The sequence below is a fragment of the Micromonospora parathelypteridis genome (assembly GCF_014201145.1).
Classification (GTDB): Bacteria; Actinomycetota; Actinomycetes; order Mycobacteriales; family Micromonosporaceae; genus Micromonospora; species Micromonospora parathelypteridis.
This window is the reverse complement of record NZ_JACHDP010000001.1, coordinates 2,104,853-2,124,831: the sequence shown is the minus strand read 5'-3', so window position 1 is coordinate 2,124,831 and position 19,979 is coordinate 2,104,853. Positions and strand designations below refer to the sequence as shown.

Genomic DNA, 19,979 nt, shown 5'->3' with positions numbered 1-19,979 from the left:
GCGGGATCAGGGCTTGCGGGGCGGGGTTAGGCCGCGACGCAGCAGGCTGGTGGGGAGCACGATGGTTGACGGTGGGGAGTCGTCGTCGCCGGCGATCCGCTGGAACAGCCGCTCCGTGGCGACCCTTGCCAGCTCCCGGGTGTCGTAGGCGACGACGGTCAACGGCCGGGGCATCAGGTGGGCCAGTTCGAAGTCGTCGAAACCGACAAGCGCGGCGTCACTGCCCCGTCGGTGCAACTCCTGGAGCGCGCCGACGGTGAGCCGGTTGTTGGCGCAGAAGAAGGCGGTGGGCGGGTCCGGCAGGTCGAGCAGCGCGGCGACGGCCCGCCCGGCCTCCTCGGGAGCGATGAGCCGGTCGCGCACCAGTGATTCGTCCGGCTCGACCCCGGCCTCGGCCAGTGCCGCCCGCGCCCCGACCAGCCGCTCACGGATGGTGGGCACGCTCGGCGCGCCGAGCAGGAGACCCACCCGTCGGTGCCCCTCGTCGAGCAGGGCGCTGACCCCGGCGTGGCTGCCGCCCCGGTTGTCCAGGAGCACGGCGTCGGCCAGCAGCCCCTGCGGCGGCCGGTCCAGGAACACCACGGGCATGCCCAGCTCGACCTCGCGGCGCAGGAACGAGTGGTCGAGGCCCGCTGGCACCACCAGCAACCCGTCGACCCGGCGCTGGGTGAAGTCCTGGAGCACGGCGCGTTCCCGCTCCGGGTCCTCCTCCGACGAAGCGGTGATCAGCATGGTGCCGTGGGCGGCCGCGATCTCGGCTGCGACGCTCGCGATGGTCGCGTAGAACGGGTTGGCGATCTCCTCGATGAGCAGCCCGACCGTGGCGTTGAGCTGCCGGGACCGCAGATTACGAGCGATGTCGTTGCGCCGGAAGCCCAACTCGGCGATGGCGGCCAGCACCCGGCTGACCAACTCCTGCCCCACCGGCTCGTCGTTGACCACCCGGGAGACCGTCTTCAGGCTGACCCCGGCGTGCCGGGCCACGTCGACCATCGTCGGGCGCCGACGCACCGTCGGCCGGGTCGGGGTCTGCGTCACAGGGTGGTCCTCCAGGGCGGGCGCCGGTCAGCGGTCGAGGGCGGCGAGCGCGTCGACCGCTTTTCGGGCGGCGACGAGCACCGGATCCCACACCGGCGCGTACGGCGGAGCGTAGCCCAGGTCGAGTGACGTCATATCGTCCACCGTCATGCCGTTCCAGAGCGCCACGGCCAGCGTGTCGATCCGTTTGGCCGCCTCGGACAAACCGACGATCTGCGCACCGAGCAACCGGCCGCTGGGCCGCTCGGCAATCAACTTCACGGTCATCGGCCGCGCACCCGGGTAGTAGCCGGCCCGGTTGGTCGACTCGGCGACCACCGAGATGAAGTCGAACCCGGCCCGGGTGGCTTCCCGCTCCCGCAGGCCCGTCCGACCCACCTCCAGGTCACAGACCTTGGTCACGGCCGTGCCGATCACGCCGGTGAAGGTCGCGTACCCGCCGCCGATGTTGATCCCAGCCGCGCGGCCCTGCTTGTTGGCGTGTGTGCCCAGCGGCACGTGCACCGGCATTCCGCTGACCCGGTGCAGCGTCTCCACGCAGTCGCCGGCCGCCCAGACGCCGGGCAGCTCGGCCACCCGCATCCGCCGGTCCACCCGGATCCCGCCGGTCGGCCCGAGCGGGAACCCGGCAGCCTCGGCGAGCGCGGTGTTCGGGCGTACTCCCAGACCCAGGACCACGACGTCGGTCGGAATCGGCCCCTCGGCCGTGACCACCGCGGACACCCGGCCGTCCCGCTGCTCCAGACCGGTCACCGGCAGGTCGGTACGGATCTTGATGCCCAGGCCACGCATCGCGTCGGCGACCAGCTCGGCCATGTCGCCGTCCACCGTCGCCATGGGCTGGCTACCCGCCTCGACCAGGGTCACGGACAGACCGCGTTGGATCAGCGCCTCGGCGATCTCGACGCCGATGTACCCGCCACCGACCACCACGGCCCGGTGCGGCTGCGGCTCAGCCTCCAGCCAGTCGCGCAACGCCGCCCCGTCGTCGAGGGTCTGCATGCCGAAGACGCCGTTCGCGTCCGTGTCCGCCCAGGGCGGCTTCACCGGCACCGCGCCGGCGGCGTACACCAGGTCGTCGAAACGCTCGCGGACCTCGCCGCCGCGTTCCAGGTCCCGGGCGACCACCTCGCGGCGGTCCAGGTCGATGGCCGTGACCTCGTGTCGCATCCGTACGTCCATCGCGTACTTCGTGCGGAACGTCTCCGGATCCCGGGTGATCAGTTCGTCCGGGCCGGACACCAGCCCGCTGATCCAGTACGGGATGCCGCACGCCGAGTAGGAGGTGAAGTGGCCTCGCTCGAAGACCACGATCTCCAGGTCGTTACGGTCGCGGCGGCGTCGAGCCTGGGACGCCGCCGACATGCCGGCGGCATCCCCGCCGATGACGATCAGCCGTTGCGCCACGGGTTCATCCTGTCACGGGCTGATCAGTCACGGGTCTGCCGCGCGACGTCCTGCACCACGTCGGTGAGCCGCCCGGTGCGGGCGTACACCGCGCGTTGCCGGGCCGCTCCGCTGCCGTGCCGGCGCAACCCGCCCAGCAGGTCGGTCACCTCGGCCCAGTCGCCGTGCTGCTCCAGCGCCGGTCGCAGCCGATCCACGAACTGGTCCAGCAGCTCCCAGGCCGGGCGCAGCTCACCGTTGGTGACGTCGACGGCTTCGCCTTCCAGGCCGTCGTGGGCGGCCCTCCAGTGCGCGGCGACCAGCAGGTGGTGGTCGGTCTGCAACGCCGGCCGGTCGGCTTCGACATCGTCCATCGCGGTGGCCACCAGGGCCCGGACCAGCGCGGCGACCAGGACCGCGTCGTCCACCGAGGGGCAGACGTCACCGATGCGCAGCTCCACCGTCGGGTACTTCGCCGACAGGCGGGCGTACCAGTAGAGCATCCCCTCGTCGAGCATCACCCCGCTGGCGATCAACTGGCGGATCAGCCGCTGGTAGTGCTCGTGCGACTCCAGCCACGGCGTCGGCGCCACCGAGGGCCAGCGCTCCCACTCCACGGAACGCCAACTGGCATAGCCGGTGTCCTCACCTCGGGCGAACGGGGAGTTGGTCGTCATCGCGTGCAGCAGCGGCAGCCAGGGCCGTACGTGGTTGAGCACCTGCACGCCGGTCTCCGGGTCGGGGATGCCCACGTGCACGTGCATGCCGTTGTTGCCGGGTCCGGGGACGAGCAGCCGGAACCGCTCGATCATCCGGTCGAAGCGTGGCTTGTCGACCACCGGCGGCACCGGACCGTCCACCGGGCCGGTGCCGATGGCGAGCAGGCGTACGCCGGCCCGCTCGGCCGAGTCGGCGAGCGCCCGACGCAGCACGCCGAGGGAGTGCCGGATCGACGAGAGTTCCAGACCGGGTGGGCTGCCGATCTCGATCTGGCTGGTTTGGAACTCCCGCTCCACCTGCCCGCGCAGCTCGGCCGGCACCTGCTCCATCACCAGGTCGACGGCCGGGACCGCGGCTCCGGTGTGCGGGTCGACGAGCAGGAACTCCTCCTCGACACCCACGGTGAGCAAACCGGTCTCCGCAGCCATCTCGCTGGGCGCCTCCGCCACCTGGCCGGTCATGACACCACCGTCCGTTCCTGCCGTTCGCGGTCCGTCCGCGTCGGCCGCCCACTGGTTACCCAACGTGGCGACGCCGGGAAACGTGGCGGCGGCCCGTGGTACTCGGGTATGCCGCCGGATTCGGTCGGGCGGCGTGACAACGGGTCATATGCTGAGCCCGTGCCGGTGCCGCTGGGATTCCTACAGGTCGCGTGGATCTACGCGTTCGCCCAGCTCACCCTGCTTGCGGACCGGCCGGTCGACCTGCTCGCGGGCGCCGCGCTGACCGCCCTGGTGCTGCTCGCCGTGGTGCTGGCGGCGCGGGTGCTCAGCCGCTCGGGTGCGCCCGGAGCCGGGCCGCGCTGGGCCGGGTTGCGGGCCCGATCCCGTGGTCGGCGAATGCCCCGGCAGATCGACCCGGACGCCGCCGGTCGACCTCGTCCCCGCGCCCCCGGGCACCCCTCGGCCGCGTAGCGCCACGCCGCCACGCGGCCGATCCCGCCGTCACCGGTCCCCCCTGTCGAGCGGACGCCGCCCGGGGGAGGACCCCACCGGAATCGGACCGAGGGGTTTTCCATGCTTGCCTTCGCACCACTGCACGGCGCCGTCGGCGCTGCCGGCACCGCACTGTCCTGGCTCACCGACCTGCTCGAACCATTCGCCGGCGGCATGGCGACCGCCGCCGCCATCGTGCTCTTCACCGTCGCCGTCCGACTGCTGATCTCGCCGCTCACCGTCGCGCAGGTCCGCGGCGAGCGACGCCGCGCGGCGCTCGCCCCGCAGGTGCGTGACCTCCAGCAGCGGTACGCCGACGACCCGGCGACGCTTCAGCGCGAGGTGTTCGCGTTGTACCGGACCGCTGGCGCCAACCCGATCGCCGGCTGCCTGCCGTTGCTGATCCAAGCGCCGTTCCTGCTGGTCCTCTACCGGCTGTTCACCACGAGTGAGGGCGGCACCGGGCTGCTGGACGAGTGGCTTGCCGGGGTCCCGCTGGGCCACCATCTCAGCGACGGGGTGGCGGGGGCGGCCGGCCCGCTCTTCGCCGTGCTGCTGGCCGTTCTGCTGGCGGTGGCCTGGTGGTCGTCGCGGCGGGCCCGCCGGGCTTCGGCGGCCGTCGGCACGGTGGCCGGTACGCCCACCGAGGGACCGGGCGCGGCCGTGCTCGGCCGGCTGCTACCCCTGCTGCCGTTCACGACGGTGCTGGTGGCGCTGGTGCTGCCGCTCGCCGCGGTGATCTACCTGGTGACCACGAGCACGTGGTCGGCGATCGAGCAGGCGGTCCTCCGGCGACCGCAGGCGGTCGCGCTGGCCTGACCCACCTGACAGGCGAATCAACGACCGGCGGTCACCGACCGCCGGTCGTCGCGCTGCCGGCGTCGGCGGACCTTACGGATCACCCAACTGACCAGCATGACGACGAAGACCGCGACGATCGCGTAGTTGAACCAGTCGCTGTAGCGGGGCACGTCCTGCCACTGGTTGCCGAGCGCGTAGCCGGCACCGACGATGAGACCGTTCCACACCCCGCTGCCGATGGTGGTGAGCAGGATGAACTCGCCCAGCGGCATCCGGTTGGCTCCGGCCGGCACGGAGACCAGACTGCGGACCACCGGCACCACCCGGCCGATCAGCACGGCCCACCTGCCATGCCGCTCGAACCAGCGGTCGGCCTTCTCCAGGTCTTCGCTGTCCACCAACGGGATGCGGTCCAGCCACCGCTTGAGCCGTTCCTCACCGAGCGCCGCGCCGAGCCAGTAGAGCACCAACGCGCCGACCAGCGAGCCGGCCGTCGCGGCCAGCACCACGACCACCACGTTGAACTGGCCCTCGTGAGCCAGGAAGCCGGCGAGCGCCAGCACGATCTCGCTGGGGATCGGCGGGACGATGCTCTCCAACGCCACCAGCAGCGCCACGCCGACCGGGCCCATCGCCTCGATCACGGTTGCCACCCAACCGGTCAACCCGGTGAACTCGGACGGGTCACCAGTCTGGGCGTACGCCATGGTCGTCCTTCCTCATCGGCTGTCGGGGGATCGGATGGTCATACCCACTGACATCCCGATCACACCTGCCGCTCAGTGCTCCGGGTGCAGCGCGAGGTCCGCCGGCCCCTGCCGCCAGCCGGTGAACACCACGGTCAGACCGGCACGGGACGGCGCGCAGCAGAACGGGCCGGCCATCGCCACGGCCGCCGGGTCCAGCGGGGTGAGCCGAACCAGTCGCCATGGCTCGTCGTCGGCCCGGGCGCGGACGGTCAGCGCGTCGCCGGCCCGGCTGACCCGGACGGTCACCTCCCGACCCGCCCACTGCGGCACCGGTGCCACCGACCAGTCGGAGAACTCCCGGGTCACCACCGCGCCGAGCTGCGACTCGCCGTCGCTCATCTCGACGCCGGCCTTCGTCCAGGTCCGTTCGTCGACGCGGACGAGCGCGCCGGCCTGGTCGAACTGCGCCGAGAAGTCGAGCCGGAAACTCACCTCCATGGCGGTGTCGACCGGCAGTGGCGCCAGCAGAGCAGGGCCGTTGTCGTGGACGAAGCCGTAGCTGGTCTGCCGCCAGAAGTCGCTCTCCGCTGCCGGTTCGACGACCAGCTCACCGGCCGGGCCCTTCTCGACGCTTACCGGCGGGTGCAGCCAACTGCCCGCAGACCAGTCCAGCGGTTCGCTCGGGGGTACGAGATCGGTCTCCATGACGGGCACGGTATCCAACCGAGGCAGCCGGCCGCCGGACGGGTTTGCCGTAATGATCGTTCGGAGAAGTTTCTTCCGCATGGGTGACCGTTGGTATTCCGAAGCCGTCGTCTACTGCCTCGACATCGACACGTACGCCGACTCGGACGGCGACGGGGTCGGCGACATCCGTGGGTTGATCGGGAGGCTGGACTACCTGGCCCGGCTCGGGGTGACCTGCCTGTGGCTGCACCCGATCCACCCGTCCCCCAACCGCGACGACGGGTACGACGCCACCGACTTCTACAACGTGGACCCGCGCTTCGGCACCCTGGGCGACTTCGCCGAGCTCCTGCACCAGGCCGAGAACCGGGGCATCCGCGTGATCATCGACCTGGTGGTCAACCACACCTCCGACGAGCACCCGTGGTTCCAGTCCGCCCGATCCTCGCCGGACTCCCCGTACCGCGACTGGTTCGTCTGGTCCGACACCGAGCCGGACGACCGGCACCAGGGCATGGTCTTCCCCGGTGAGCAGGACGAGACCTGGAGCTACGACCGGACCGCCAAGGCGTGGTTCTACCACCGGTTCTACAAGTTCCAGCCGGATCTCAACTTCGCCAACCCGCAGGTCCGGGCGGAGATCAAGAAGATCATGTCGTTCTGGCTCCAGCTCGGCGTCTCCGGCTTCCGGATGGACGCGGTGCCGTTCATCATCGAGCTGACCGAGCCGGGCAACCCGAACTCCCCGAAGGACTTCGAGTTCCTCACCGAGATGCGCCAGCACGTGCAGTGGCGGCGCGGCGACGCCGTCCTGCTGGCCGAGGCGAACGTCGAGCCGGACCAGCTACCGACGTTCTTCGGCGACGCCAGCGGCTCCGGCAACCGGATCCACATGCTCTTCGACTTCATGCTCAACGGTCGGCTCATGCTCGCCCTGGCCCGGCAGGACCCGGAGTCGCTGATCGAGGCGTTGCGCGACACCCCGAAGCTGCCCGTCGGCGGGCAGTGGGCCACCTTCCTGCGAAACCACGACGAGATCGACCTGTCCCGGTTGACCACCGAACAGCGCAACGAGGTGTACGCGCAGTTCGGCCCGGACGAGACCATGCGCATCTACGACCGGGGCATCCGGCGCAGGTTCGCCCCGATGCTCGGCAACGACCGGCGGCGCATCGAGCTGGCGTACGCGCTGCAGTTCTCGATGCGCGGCACGCCGGTGCTGCGCTACGGCGAGGAGATCGGGATGGGCGAGGACCTGTCGCTGCCCGGCCGGGAGGCGATCCGTACCCCGATGCAGTGGTCGTACCAGCCGAATGCCGGCTTCTCCACGGCGGACCCGGAGAAGCTGGTCCGCCCGGTGATCGACAAGGGTGAGTTCGGCTACCAGGCCGTCAATGTCACCGCCCAGCGTGGTGACTCGAAGTCGTTGCTCGCCTGGTTCGAGCGCATGATCCGCACGCTGCGCGAGGCTCCGGAGATCGGCTCCGGCTCGACCACCCACATCGACGTGGCGATGCCGGCCGGGGTGCTCGCGCACCGGGCGGACGGGCCGACCGGCACCATGGTCTTCCTGCACAACCTGGGCACCGACGACGTCGAGGTGGATCTCAGCAGCCTCGAACCGGAGGCCGACCTGCCGATCGACGTGCTCGCCGACCGTGGCTACGGCGAGCTGGGCAAGCTCGGCGCGGTGAAGGTCTCCGGCCACGGCTACCGCTGGATCCGGCTCTGCCGGGGTGGCGGGTTCTGAGCTGACCGGGGGACCGCGCCGATCGGCGCGGTCCCCCTTCGCGTGCTCGCCGGACGATGTCACGTCCTCATCGCGGTGCGCCGATCAGCGCACGCCGAAGGCGCGGAGCACGGTCTGCTCGACCGAGTTGCCGGAGCTGTCGGTGGCGCCGGCCCGCAGGGAGACATAGGTCGCGCCCTTCGGTGCCCGCAGCTTCGCGGTCCAGGAGCCGTCCTTCGCACGGTCCAGCGCCTGCTTCTGCCAGTGCGCGCCGTCGTCGTACGAGATCTCCAGGCTGACCGGCCGGATGCTGCCGCAACCGGTGGCACCGGTCAGATGCGCCGCGGAGACGGTCAGGTCGGTCCGGCCCTTCGCAGTGCCGGCGGCGTCGGTGTCGACGCCGTAGTCGAGTTGGAGCAGCGGCAGCACGCTCGACTCCACTCCGGCGGCCGGTGCCTTCGACCGGAACGTCCACTCGGTGGTGGTGCTGGTGGAGTACCGGCCGACGGTCGGGTCCTGGGTGGTCCCCACCACCAGTCGGTACGGCCGCTCATCCGCGCTCGGCGCGGTGCCGCTGATCCACGTGCTGGTGCTCTCGCCGAGCAGCGTCGGACCCTGGTAGAGCTTGTTGGTCTGCCCTGCGGCGCTCATCGCCATGCCGACGTGGTCGGCGCCGCCCCAACCGGGCACGTCGAGGTTGAGAGCGTCGCCGGAGCGGGTCGGCAGTTTGAAGTTGTTGTTCAGGTGCGGTCGTTCGATCGGCTCGAAGAACTGCTCGGTGTTCCGGCTGCCGGAGCGGAAGCTGGTCCGGGGGTCGATCTGGTACGTCGTGGAGTCGAGGTACGCCTCCTGACCCCACGTGTACAGGTCGCCGGTGGACACCCAGTCGGTACGGACCGTGGCGAGCGGGCGGTTGCTGGTCTGGCCGATGCCCCAGTTGTTGTACGACGGCCAGTCGTACCGGAACTCGCCGCCCCGGGTCTGCGGCGTCGGGACGTTGAAACCGACGTCGATCCGGGCCAGCGTCTTCGGGGTCTCGGCCCGGCTCAGGTCGCGCGGAATCCGGTTGTGGTATGCCTGGACCAGGTCGTACACGTAGTCGGCGACCGGCTGCGAGGCGACCTCGACCTTCGTGGAGCCGCGCTGGATCTGCTGGATCAACGCCTCGCCCTCGTCGGTGCTGAGCATCGCCACCTCGATCGGGGTGGGGGTGAAGAAGTCGACCGAGTAGTCGCGCACCTCGCGCCACGGGAAGTCGTTGACCACCAGCATCATCTTCGCCCCGGCGGCGGTCGCCGCGGCGGCCTGCTCGGAGTCGCTGACCTCCCAGTTACGCCGGACCACGGTCACCGCGCCCCGGGCGTTCAGCCCGGCGTAGTCGCTCGCCGCACCGTTGCCGGCGAAGACCGTCGGCAACGTCCACCTGCCCTTCGGCAACTGGGTGGTGCCCTGCTGGCGCACCACGTCGTCGAAGTTCACCTTCGTGGTGCCGACGGTCAGCACCGGCTGTTCCTTGCGCCAGCGGGCACCGACGTAGAAGTCGCCGTGTCGCACGTCCCTGCTGGTGGGCTGCGCCCAGAAGCTGTCGAAGAACACGCCGCCCGCGATGAACGAGCGCCACCGCCCCTCGCCCTGGGACCGGTAGTAGTCCAGCCGGGTAAAGGTGTCGGCGGTCTGTTGCGGCACCGACGACTCGACCCGGCGGGCCGCCTTTCCGTCCAACCGAACCGTGGTGTCCGTGCGCAGGTCGATGTCGGGGTTGCCGAGCAGCGCCAGGCCGAGCGAGTTCGGGCCGTGGCTGCCGGTGACGTTCAGGAAGCTCATCGCCGAGTAGACGCCCTCGGGCAGGTAGAGCTGCGCCGTGCCATCCGGGTCGGTCTCGACGAAACTGATGTCGTAGCTGCCCGGCTGCCCCAGCTCGATGATCCCGCTGGCCGGCTTGCCGGCCCGGTCGGTCATCTCCAACCGAAGGTGGTGGTACGGGGTGAACGTGCCGACCGCGATGGCGGTGCGGGCCAGCACGGACCGGTCCGGCCCAGCGGCGACGACCTGACCGGTGTACCGACTGCCGGCGCCGGCCCGGGAGATGTCCGTGGTCAACGTGACCGTGGCGGTGCTGTTCGCGGGCACGGTCACCTGCGTCGCGGACAGGCTGAACAGCCCGGCCGGCGCGCTCGGCGCGTCCACCGAGAGGCCCAGCGTGATCGGCTGCCCAGTGGTGTTCGTGTACGTCACCGGGTGGGTGGCCTTCGTGGTGTCCTTGCGCACGCTGGTGGAGACGGTGCCGGTGGCGACGATCGGGGCGCGGACCGCGGCGGCGACGTCGACCCGACCGGTGCCGGCCTGGTAGGCGTCGTACTGCGGCGTGGCCTTGGTCGTGCTGACCAGGGCGTCCTTGAGCTGCTGACCCGTCCAGTCCGGGTGTTTCGCGGCGAGCAGCGCGGCGGCTCCGGCGACGTGCGGCGCGGCCATCGAAGTGCCGTCCATGGTCTGGTACGCGCCCTCGCCGGGCGCGTACTGCGAGCGGGCCGCGAGCACCCCGACGCCGGGCGCGGTCAGCTCCGGCTTGATGGCCTCGTCGCTGATCCGCGGGCCCTGGCTGGAGAAGTAGGCGAGTTGGTCGTCACCGTCCACGGCGCCGACGGTCAACGCCGCGTCGGCCGCGCCCGGGGCGGCCACGCTGCCGGGCAGGCCGGCGTTGCCGGCGGAGATGACGAACAGGGCACCGGTCTCGGCACTGAGCTTGTTGACCGCCTGGCTCATCGGATCGGTTCCGTCACTGGGCTGGTTGGAGCCCAGGCTCATGTTGATGACACTGGCGTCGGCCTCCCGGGCCGCCCACTCCATGCCGGCCAGGATCCAGGAGTCCATCCCGTGGCCGTCGTCGCTGAGCACCTTGCCGATGGCGAGCCGGGCATCCGGTGCGACACCCTTCTCCCGGCCACCGGAGGCGGCGCCGGTGCCGGCGATGGTGGAGGCGACGTGGGTGCCGTGCCCGACCCGGTCGGTGATCTCCTCGCCCGGCACGAACACGGCGGACGCGCTGATCCGGTCGGTCAGATCCGGGTGTGCCGCGTCGATGCCGGTGTCCAGGACGGCAACCCGCACGCCCGTGCCGGTGTCGCCGCCGGCCCAGACCGCGGGAGCGCCGATCTGCGCGGTGGTGTCGGCGAGGTCGGCGCGTACCCGCCCGTCCAGCCAGATCTTGGCGATTCCGCCGGAGAAGCGTCCCTTGTCGTCGGTCGCGGCGGTCGCCTTGGCGGTGGGGGCGGCCGTGATCGCGGCCCAGAACTCGTCGGCCCGGTCGCGGTCCTCGCTCAGCGCGGCACCCGAGATGCTGCTCAACGTACGGGTGCGGGTCGCGCCGGCGGGTGCGGTGGCGGTTCGCAGGCCGGCCGCCCCGGCGTCGTACGACACGATCAGGGGAAGGTGGTCCACCCGCTCGTCGTCGTACCCGTCGGCGATCAACCGGGTGACGTTGAACAGCCGCTTGTCCAGGGTGTTCGCGGCCACGTAGGGCAGCACCGACTGGGGGTAGACGTACAGGTCGTCGCCGGTCTCGACCACCCGCACCGGTGTCGAGGCGCCGTCTGGGCGCCGTACGTCGAGGGTGCCGCCGTTGGCGCCCTGGCGGGTGGTGACCGTGTCACCGGTGATCAGGGTGACCGAGTGGGTGCCGGGTGGGGTGGGCAGGCTTGTCGCGGGGGCGGGGGTGGCGCCGGGATCGGCCGGGGCTCCGGGGGCGGCGGCCAGGGCGGGTGATCCACCGGCTGCCGCGAGGGCCGTGGAGACCACGGCGGCTAGCCAGGCTCCACGGGTACGCGAGAACGTCACGTGATGTCGTTCCTTACTTCGTCGTCTGTTCGCTGGCGGGGGTGACAGCGATTCGGACGCTACGCGCGGAAGATCATCTCGTATAGATCCATTGTGTAAACCATGGTCATCGCCGGTGGTGGCCGACGAAGGTTAAGCTCCTCCGATCGACCCCAAGTTACCGGGAGGTAATCATGTCGGAGGAGCCCCGCGTCGCCATCGTCACCGGAGCCGCACGCGGTATCGGCGCGGCCACCGCCCGACGGCTGGCCGCCGACGGAATGACCGTCGCCGTCGTCGACATCGAGGAGGCGGCGACCAAGGAGACCGTGGACGCCATCGCCGGCGCCGGCGGCCGGGCGCTCGGAGTGGGCGCCGACGTCTCCGACCGGGATCAGGTCGAGGCGGCGGTGGCCCGTGTTGCCGCTGAACTGGGCGCGCCCACCGTGCTGGTCAACAACGCCGGTGTGCTCCGCGACAACCTGCTGTTCAAGATGACCAACGCCGACTGGGACACGGTGATGGGGGTGCACCTGCGCGGCGCGTTCCTGTTCAGCCAGGCCGCTCAGAAGCACATGGTGGACCGCAAGTGGGGGCGGATCGTCAACCTCTCCAGCACCTCCGCCCTGGGCAACCGCGGCCAGGCGAACTACGCCGCCGCCAAGGCTGGTCTGCAGGGCTTCACCAAGACGCTCGCCATCGAGTTGGGGCCGTTCGGGGTGACCGTCAACGCGGTGGCACCCGGCTTCATCGTCACCGACATGACGGCGGCCACCGCCGCCCGGATGAAGGTCGACTTCGACGACTTCCAGAAGCACGCCGCTGCCGAGATCCCGGTCCGGCGCCCGGGGCGGCCGGAGGACGTCGCGCACACCATCTCGTTCCTGACGAGCGAGGGTGCCGGTTTCGTCTCCGGGCAGGTCATCTACGTCGCCGGCGGCCCACGGGACTGACCCGCACACCGACGAGGGTGCTCCCTTCGTGGAGGGGACGCCCTCGTCGTCGGGTCAGGCGGGGGCGCGGCGGGTGCGCCAGAGCCAGATCAGGCCGAGCACCGGCAGCACCAGCGGGATGTAGCCGTACCCGCTGCCGAACTGCGACCAGACCGTCTCGTCCGGGAAGAGCTCCTTGTCGACAAGGCTCAGGATGCCGACCACGACCACCCCGACCAGCTCCACCGAGCAGCACGCCAGGGCGACCCGTCGGCCGGTGTGCCCGGCGCGGGCCAACCCCACCGCCGCCACGATGTAGATGAGTGCGGCCACCCCGGAGAGCAGGTACGCCACCGGCGCCTCGTCGAACTTGGTGGCGATCTGCAGACCGGCCCGGCTGGTCGCCGCGATGGCGAAGAGCAGGTAGACCGCGATCAGCAACCGGCCCGGGCCGGCGTTCGTGGCGCGTCCCGCCGGTCGTGTCTCAACCACCGAGCACCTCCCAGGTCTGCTGCAACCGGATCACCACCACCGGGGCCACCAGGCAGACCGCGCAGACGATCGCCGAACCCCAACGGGTCGGCTCCATCCGGGCCAGCACCCAGGCCAGCGGCGGCAGGCACACCAGCGTGACCAGGTAGCCGAAGAAGGCGCCGGGCTCACCGGGCCGGTCCCCACCGCCGACGGCCACCAGGGCCAGCACGCTCAACACGAGCAGCGCCAGTTCGAGGACGCCCAGGCCGATGAACTGCACCCGGTCCGGCGGCCGTTGGCGCACCGCTGCCACCAGCGCCCACACCGCGACGAGCAGCGACAGCACGATCGACGCCGTCGCCAGGACCCCGTCCACCGGCGAGTTGGCCGCCGCCGCGCTGGTCATCGGCCCCACCTGGTCGTCACCTCGGTCACCGGCACAGCCTACTAACCGTCGTAGTAAACGACTGACCCCGCCTCGGCACCCCCGACGCGTGCCACCGCCGGCGTGTCCGCCGCTCGCTGTAGAGCTGCCCCGCGAGTGGGGCGGGTCGGGAACCGTGCCTTGCGCCCCACGTCTGGGGCAGCTCTACAGGCACTGGCCGTACCAGCTCACGCCCGAGCGGCACGGACGTGAGCTGCTCCGGTTGGTCGACCCGCCGCCGGTGCCCCTGATGCGGCGACTAGCGTGGATCACGTCCGTGGCGTTGCCGCGGCGGGGGGAATAGCTGGAGGTACACGTGCTGCGGTTCGGCTTGTTCGGCACCGGTCACTGGGCGATCGAGACGCACGGAAAGGCGTTGCACGCGCATCCGGACGCGGAGTTGGTCGGGGTGTGGGGGCGTAACCCGGAGCGGGCCGCCGCGCTGGCCGAGCGGTACGGGGTGCCCGCCTTCGCCGACGTCGACGCGCTGATCGAGGAGTGTGAGGCGATCGCCGTCGCGCTGCCGCCGGACATCCAGGCCGACATCGCGGTCCGGGCGGCCGCCGCGGGCCGGCACCTGCTGCTGGACAAGCCGCTGGCGCTCAGCGTGGCCGACGCCGACCGCATCGTGGCAGCCGCCGACCAGTCCGGGGTCGCCTCGGTCGTCTTCTTCACCCAGCGGTTCCAGCCGAACGTGACCGCCTTCCTCGCCGCGACCGCCGCGGCCGGGGGTTGGCAGCACGGTCGGACCACCGCGTTCGCCTCGATCTTTCAGGACGGCAGCCCGTACGGCGGCTCGTTGTGGCGCCGCGAGCACGGCGCGCTCTGGGACATCGCCCCGCACGCGCTCTCCATCCTCCTGCCGGTGCTGGGCCGGGTGACCCAGGTGGCGGCGATGGACGGGCCGAGCGGGATGGTGCACCTGCTGCTCACCCACGAGGGAGGGGCCACCAGCAGCGCCTCGCTCTCCCTGGACGCCCCGACCGAGTCGATGGCCCGGGAGTTCGTGTTCTACGGCGAGAACGGCATCGAGAACGTCCCGTTCGGCGAGAACGACGCCGCCACCGCGTTCGGCGTCGCGATCGACCAACTCGTCGAGCAGGTGCGGGCCGGCACCCGGGACCACCGCTGCGACGTCCGCTTCGGCCGCGAGGTCGTCGGCATCCTCGCCGCCGCCGAAACCGCCCGCACCGAATCCCGCACCGTCACCGTTCCCGTCACCGTTCCCTAACCCCACCCACCTTGGCCCCCGGTGATCATGAAGTTAACGTCACGACACGCCGCGGCGGTTGGCAATAACTTCATGATCACCGAGGTCGGGTGATCACGGGGCCGGGAGGGCCGGGGTTGGGGGTTAGGTGATGGTGGTCAGGGCGGCGTTCAGCTCGTCCGGCGAGTCGAACTGCTCCGCCGGCAACGCCTGCAACATCTGCAACATCGCCGTGCTTGCCCCGTTCTCCTGCCCCCAGCGGATCAGGTCCTCCCGGGAGACCGGGTAGTCGAGCCCGGCCAGGTACTCCTGCAACTGAACCCCGGTGACGGTCATGCCGGCCGGCTACCCACTCGCGGTGGGCGTACACCGTCCCGGTCGGCACGCACGACGGCCCGGCGGCCGGCGTGTCGGGCCGCGACGCGCCCACGGTTTGCCGCAGCGGCGGTCGGGTAGCCGCTGGCATGCTGGTTCAGCGGCTCGGCGCGCCGAGCGACTTCGACCCGTTGCTGGAGCGCGTTCGAGACGCCCGGGTGGTGATGATCGGCGAGTCCACCCACGGCAGTTACGACTACTACCGGCTGCGCGAGCAGCTCACGCGCCGGTTGATCGCGGAGTGCGGCTTCTCCTTTGTCGCCGTTGAGGGCGACTGGCCGGACTGTGACCGGGTGCACCGTTCGGTGACTGCCGCGCCGGGTGGCGCGCTTGAGCCGCAGCTCGCGCTCGAACAGTTCGAGCGGTGGCCGACCTGGATGTGGGCAAACGCCGAGGTGGCCCGGTTCGCCAGTTGGCTGCGGGCCTGGAATGTGGAGCGTCCGGAGGACCAGCGCGCCGGGTTCCACGGGCTCGACGTGTACAGCCTCTGGGAGTCGATGCAGGCGATCTTCGACTACCTGGGGGAGGAGGACCCGACGTCGCTGGAGGCGGCACAGGACGCGTACCGCTGCTTCGAGCCGTACGGCAAGAGGGTCGAGGAGTACGGCGCGGCCAGCCGGTTCGTCTCCGCCCGCTGCGAGGAGGAGGTCGTCCGGCTGCTCGCCCGGACCCGTGAACACGCCCTCAACGATGGTCCAGATCGCTTCTCGGCCTGGCAGAACGCGGAGGTGGTGGCCGGTGCGGAGCGCTACTACCGGGCGATGGTGGCCGGCGGGCCGGACTCGTGGAACATCCGCGACACCCACATGCAGGACACGCTGGATCGGCTGCTGGACCGGTACGGCCCGGACGCCCGGGGCATCGTCTGGGCACACAACACGCATGTCGGGGACGCCCGTGCCACCGACATGGCCGCGGACGGGATGGTCAACATTGGTCAGTTGGCCCGGGAACGGCACGGCGACGACGCGGTGGCCCTGATCGGCTTCGGCAGCTACCGGGGCACGGTGATCGCCGCTCCCCGGTGGGGGTCGACTCCCGAGCCGATGGTGGTGCCGCCGGCCCGGGAGGGGTCGGTCGAACGGCGGCTGCACGAGCTGATGCCGGAGCGAGCGGTGCTGATCTTCGGCGGTGACGACCAGCCGGGCTGGGTGACCGAGACCGCGGACCATCGGGCGATCGGGGTCGTCTACGACCCGTCCTTCGAGTCCTGGGGCAACTACGTGCCGACGCGGCTCGGCGACCGGTACGACGCCTTCATCTGGTGCGACGACACCACCGCCCTGCACCCGCTGTCGGTCCCGGCAGTCCCCGGCGAGATGGAAACCTACCCAGCCGGCGTCTGACGCAGTGGAGGTGTGGCACCCCTCGGGCACCACACCTCCACTGTTGGATGGGTCAGACGTGGGTCGGGGTGCGGTCTTCCAGGTGGGTGCGGAGGCCTTCGCCTTCGATGTCGACGTTCGGGAGGGCGCGGTTCAGCCACCTCGGCAGCCACCAGGCGCGGTCGCCGAGTAGTGACATCACCGCCGGGACGATGGTCATCCGGACCACGAACGCGTCGATGGCGACGCCGATGGCGAGCGCGAAGCCCATCGACTTGATCACCGGGTCCTCCAGGAAGACGAAGCCCCCGAAGACCGAGATCATGATCAGCGCGGCCGCCGTGACCACGCGCGCGCCGTGTCCCATGCCGCTGATGGTGGCCTGCCGGGCGGACTTGCCGTGCACGAAGTCCTCCCGCATCCGGGACACCAGGAACACCTCGTAGTCCATCGCGAGCCCGAACAGGATGCCGATCAGCAGGATCGGCAGGAAGCTGATCAGCGGGCCCGGGGTGTCCAGACCGACCAGGTCGGCGAGGTGCCCCTGCTGGAAGACCGCCACCGTGATGCCGAACGTGGCGGCGACGGTGAGCAGGAAGCCCAGCGCGGCCTTGATCGGCACCAGCAGCGAGCGGAACACCAGCATCAGCAGCAGCACCGACAGCCCGACCACCAGCAGCAGGTAGATCGGTAGCGCGTCGGAGAGCTTCTCGGACACGTCGATGCCGATCGCGGTGACCCCGGTGAGCAGTACGTCCGCGTCGCGGATCCCACCCATCGAGCCGCGGATGTCGTGGACCAGGGTCTCGGTGGCCTCGTCGGTCGGGCCGGTCTTCGGGATCACGCCGAACAGCGCGGTCCGGCCGTCCGGGCTGAGCTGGGCCGGCGCCACCGCGAGGACGTTCTCGGTGCGCTGCAGCAGCGCGGTGACCTGCGGCACGGCGGCCGAGGTGGCCTGCGGCGTGTCACCGGCGACCACCACCGCGAGCCGGCCGGTGAAGCCCGCTCCGAAACCCTCGGTGGTCAGGTCGTTCGCCACCCGGGCGGGTGAGCCGACGGCGGCCGTCGCGGCGCCCGGCAGGCCCAGCCGCATGTCCGGCGTGGGCAGCGCGAGCAGGCCCAGGCCGAGCAGGCCGACCAGGATGACGGGTACGCGGAACCGGGTGACCAGCCGCGCCCAGCGGAACCCGAACCGGGACTGGTCCTCGGTCGTGGCGGTCTCGGCAACCGTGCCGTCGGCGGCAACCGTGCCGTCGGCGGCGACCGCGCGCAGCCGGCGGGGGAGTACCCGGCGACCGGCGAAGCCGAGCAGTGCCGGCTGGAGGGTGATCGCGACAAGTACCGCGACGGTGACCGTGCCGGCCGCGGCGAGACCCATCACGGTGAGGAACGGGATGTTCACCACGGCCAGCCCGGCCAGCGCGATGACCACGGTGGCGCCCGCGAAGACCACCGCGGAGCCGGCGGTGCCCACGGCTCGGCCGACCGCCTCCTCCGGGGACAGTCCGTCGAGCAGGTTCTGCCGGTGCCGGGAGGTGATGAACAGCGAGTAGTCGATGCCGACCGCGAGGCCGAGCATCAGCGCCAGGATCGGGGCGGTGCTGGTGAGCTGGACGGCGCCGCTCAGCGCGAACAGCCCGGCCATCCCGGCGCCCACGCCGATCAGCGCGTTGAGCATGGTCATTCCGGCGGCGACGAGTGAGCCGAACGTGATGATCAGGACGATCGCGGCGACGAGTACGCCGAGCGCCTCGGTGGAGCCGATCTCCGGCTCGCCGCCGAGCACCTCGCCACCCGGGGCGACCTGCCAACCCTGTGCCTTGGCCGAAGCGCCAACCTGCTCGTACGCGGTGCGCTGCGCGTCGGTCACGTCGTCCCCGCCGGTCGCGAACTGGACCTGGACCAGCGCGTACCGGCCGTTGGGCGTGACCGCGCCGACCTGGAACGGATCGACCGCGCCGACCACGCCGGGCAGTGTCGAGGCCTGCTGGACGAGTTCCTGCACCACGGCCTGGCCCTGCGGGGTGCCCAGTTGGCCGTCCGCCGGTGCCTTGACCGTGATGGTGCCGGTGGCGCCGCTGGCCGCGGGGAACTGATCGGCCAGCAGGTCGAGCGCGCGCTGGCTCTCGGTGCCGGGCATGGTGAAGTTGCTCGCCGTCGGGCCGCGCAGGGTCGCCGCGGCCAGGCCGGCGACGACGAGTACGACGAGCCAGAGCGCGACGACGAGCCGTCGCCGGCGCAACGCGCCCCGGCCGAGCCGGTAGAGCAGGGTGGCCATCAGGATTCCTTGTCCTCGGTCGTGGGTTGTTGGGGCAGGAGTGTGTCGACGGGTTCGACGGCCCGCCGGACGAGTCTGAGCAGGGCGGGGCGCAACTCGTCGTCGGAAATGTCGACGAACTCGGCGCACGCCTCGGAGATGCCGGCGAGCAGCACCAGCGCGGCGATCCGGGCTCCCGGCCGGTCGGAATGGCCGGCCAGCGCGTCCCGTAGCCGATCGGAGATCTGCTGGATGTGCGCGAAGGCCGGCTGGCACAGCAGCTCCGGGAACTCACCGCGCAGCACCGCGATCTCCCGCCGGAACCGGACCGCGAGGTCGACGAAGCCGCTGGCGGCGACCTCCTGGGCGGCCGCCCCGGTCAGGTCGGTGAGCTGGTCGTCGAGGTCCTGCAGCACGGCGATGGCCGGTGCCATCAGCTCGGCGAGCAGGGCTTCCTTGTTGGCGAAGTGGTAGAGCACGGTGGCCTTGGAGCAGCCGACCTCGCGGGCGATGTCCTGCAGGGAGGTGCCCCGGTAGCCGGTCACCGCGAATCGCCGCGCCGCCGCGGCCAGGATCTCGCCGTGCGTCTCGGACACCGCTCTCGCCATCATTGGTCCACCCCCGCAGACCAGCATGCCTGACCGATCGGTCAGAACCTGACCGATCGGTCAGACCGAAGCGGTGGCGTTCACCACACCCGGGCCGGTTTCATTCGGCGTGCTCGGCGTCGTACCTGGTCCGCGCCTCGGCGATGGCCCGACGATGCCGCTCGGCCCAGGCGGTCAGCGCCACCAGCGACTCGTACAGCTCCAGCGCCATGGGGGTGGCGGTGTACTCGACCTTGGGCGGAACAGTCGGGTAGACCGTGCGGTGCAACAGGCCGTCCCGCTCCAGGTTGCGCAGCGTCAGCGTGAGCATCCGGCGGCTGATCCCCTCGATGTGCCGCTCCAGCTCCGTGAAGCGCACCGGCCCGTGGGAGGCGGCCACCAGAACGCCGATGCTCCACTTGCCGCCGACCCGGTCGAGCACCTCGCGGACGGTGCACGCCCGCGCCTGACCCGAGGTGAAGGGCACGTTCTCGGCCGCACAGGTCAGCTCGGTTGCGATCAGCGCGGACACATCGCTGTTCCTCTGGGACATCAAAGTGCCTCCTTCCGCTCGGGTCCATGGTCACAGACGATGAC

At 71.1% G+C, this 19,979-nt stretch carries 18 protein-coding genes; 6 read left to right on the top strand and 12 right to left on the bottom strand.

Going from position 1 to position 19,979, the window contains the following annotated elements:
* Positions 1–6: 6 nt before the first annotated feature.
* Genes HNR20_RS09205 through HNR20_RS09195 form a run of 3 tightly spaced genes read right to left on the bottom strand, consistent with a single transcriptional unit; the run spans position 7 to position 3,605 of the window.
* Positions 7–1,038 carry a LacI family DNA-binding transcriptional regulator gene (locus HNR20_RS09205; RefSeq protein ID WP_373290995.1) on the bottom strand — a complete coding sequence of 344 codons (1,032 nt, stop codon included), beginning with the start codon at positions 1,036–1,038 and terminating at the stop codon, positions 7–9.
* Positions 1,039–1,065: 27 nt separating this feature from the next.
* Entirely contained in the window at positions 1,066–2,445 is a 1,380-nt protein-coding gene (locus HNR20_RS09200) for an FAD-dependent oxidoreductase (RefSeq protein WP_184178210.1), read from the bottom strand.
* A gap of 23 nt (positions 2,446–2,468) precedes the next feature.
* Positions 2,469–3,605: a carboxylate-amine ligase gene (locus HNR20_RS09195; protein WP_184178208.1), complete on the bottom strand. Its 1,137-nt coding sequence runs from the start codon at positions 3,603–3,605 to the stop codon at positions 2,469–2,471.
* Positions 3,606–3,764: 159 nt separating this feature from the next.
* Here HNR20_RS09195 and HNR20_RS09190 point away from each other — a divergent pair, with 159 nt between their 5' ends.
* Together HNR20_RS09190 and HNR20_RS09185 are read left to right on the top strand one after the other, a co-directional pair.
* Complete coding sequence (locus tag HNR20_RS09190) at positions 3,765–4,058, top strand: DUF6412 domain-containing protein (RefSeq protein WP_229687068.1); 294 nt, start codon at positions 3,765–3,767, stop codon at positions 4,056–4,058.
* A 102-nt stretch (positions 4,059–4,160) separates the two neighbouring features.
* Positions 4,161–4,898: a YidC/Oxa1 family membrane protein insertase gene (locus tag HNR20_RS09185; protein WP_184178206.1), complete on the top strand. Its 738-nt coding sequence runs from the start codon at positions 4,161–4,163 to the stop codon at positions 4,896–4,898.
* A 17-nt stretch (positions 4,899–4,915) separates the two neighbouring features.
* On the opposite strand, the gene HNR20_RS09180 is transcribed toward HNR20_RS09185, so the two are convergent.
* Together HNR20_RS09180 and HNR20_RS09175 are read right to left on the bottom strand one after the other, a co-directional pair.
* Positions 4,916–5,587, bottom strand: a complete 672-nt coding sequence (locus HNR20_RS09180) for a DedA family protein (protein ID WP_184178204.1) — start codon at positions 5,585–5,587, stop codon at positions 4,916–4,918.
* 72 nt (positions 5,588–5,659) lie between these two features.
* Complete coding sequence (locus HNR20_RS09175) at positions 5,660–6,274, bottom strand: DUF1349 domain-containing protein (RefSeq protein ID WP_184178202.1); 615 nt, start codon at positions 6,272–6,274, stop codon at positions 5,660–5,662.
* 79 nt (positions 6,275–6,353) lie between these two features.
* On the opposite strand from HNR20_RS09175, the gene HNR20_RS09170 reads away from it, so the two are divergent.
* Positions 6,354–8,006, top strand: coding sequence for an alpha-amylase family protein (locus tag HNR20_RS09170; protein ID WP_184178200.1), 1,653 nt, complete (start codon positions 6,354–6,356; stop codon positions 8,004–8,006).
* Positions 8,007–8,090: 84 nt separating this feature from the next.
* On the opposite strand, the gene HNR20_RS09165 is transcribed toward HNR20_RS09170, so the two are convergent.
* Positions 8,091–11,819: a S8 family serine peptidase gene (locus HNR20_RS09165; protein WP_221309753.1), complete on the bottom strand. Its 3,729-nt coding sequence runs from the start codon at positions 11,817–11,819 to the stop codon at positions 8,091–8,093.
* Between the two features lie 173 nt (positions 11,820–11,992).
* Between HNR20_RS09165 and fabG the strand changes: the two genes are divergently transcribed.
* Positions 11,993–12,751: a 3-oxoacyl-ACP reductase FabG gene (gene fabG / locus HNR20_RS09160; RefSeq protein WP_184178198.1), complete on the top strand. Its 759-nt coding sequence runs from the start codon at positions 11,993–11,995 to the stop codon at positions 12,749–12,751.
* 54 nt (positions 12,752–12,805) lie between these two features.
* On the opposite strand, the gene HNR20_RS09155 is transcribed toward fabG, so the two are convergent.
* Positions 12,806–13,222, bottom strand: a complete 417-nt coding sequence (locus HNR20_RS09155; RefSeq protein WP_184178196.1) for a hypothetical protein — start codon at positions 13,220–13,222, stop codon at positions 12,806–12,808.
* Positions 13,215–13,610 (bottom strand): hypothetical protein, encoded by a 396-nt coding sequence (locus HNR20_RS09150; RefSeq protein WP_184178194.1) that lies wholly within the window; start codon positions 13,608–13,610, stop codon positions 13,215–13,217. Before HNR20_RS09150 ends, HNR20_RS09155 begins: the two co-directional genes overlap by 8 nt.
* Positions 13,611–13,944: 334 nt before the next feature.
* Between HNR20_RS09150 and HNR20_RS09145 the strand changes: the two genes are divergently transcribed.
* Positions 13,945–14,859, top strand: a complete 915-nt coding sequence (locus HNR20_RS09145) for a Gfo/Idh/MocA family protein (RefSeq protein WP_184178192.1) — start codon at positions 13,945–13,947, stop codon at positions 14,857–14,859.
* Positions 14,860–14,982: 123 nt separating this feature from the next.
* Here HNR20_RS09145 and HNR20_RS09140 read toward each other — a convergent pair whose 3' ends face one another.
* Entirely contained in the window at positions 14,983–15,174 is a 192-nt protein-coding gene (locus tag HNR20_RS09140) for a DUF2795 domain-containing protein (protein ID WP_184178190.1), read from the bottom strand.
* Between the two features lie 128 nt (positions 15,175–15,302).
* Between HNR20_RS09140 and HNR20_RS09135 the strand changes: the two genes are divergently transcribed.
* Positions 15,303–16,559 carry an erythromycin esterase family protein gene (locus tag HNR20_RS09135; RefSeq protein ID WP_184178188.1) on the top strand — a complete coding sequence of 419 codons (1,257 nt, stop codon included), beginning with the start codon at positions 15,303–15,305 and terminating at the stop codon, positions 16,557–16,559.
* Between the two features lie 52 nt (positions 16,560–16,611).
* On the opposite strand, the gene HNR20_RS09130 is transcribed toward HNR20_RS09135, so the two are convergent.
* The 3 genes from HNR20_RS09130 to HNR20_RS09120 form a co-directional block, all read right to left on the bottom strand.
* Positions 16,612–18,816, bottom strand: coding sequence for an MMPL family transporter (locus HNR20_RS09130; protein WP_184178186.1), 2,205 nt, complete (start codon positions 18,814–18,816; stop codon positions 16,612–16,614).
* Positions 18,816–19,403, bottom strand: coding sequence for a TetR/AcrR family transcriptional regulator (locus HNR20_RS09125; RefSeq protein ID WP_184188213.1), 588 nt, complete (start codon positions 19,401–19,403; stop codon positions 18,816–18,818). The genes HNR20_RS09130 and HNR20_RS09125 overlap by 1 nt, the downstream gene beginning before the upstream one ends.
* A 100-nt stretch (positions 19,404–19,503) precedes the next feature.
* Entirely contained in the window at positions 19,504–19,938 is a 435-nt protein-coding gene (locus HNR20_RS09120) for a winged helix-turn-helix transcriptional regulator (RefSeq protein ID WP_229687067.1), read from the bottom strand.
* Between the last annotated feature and the right edge of the window lie 41 nt (positions 19,939–19,979).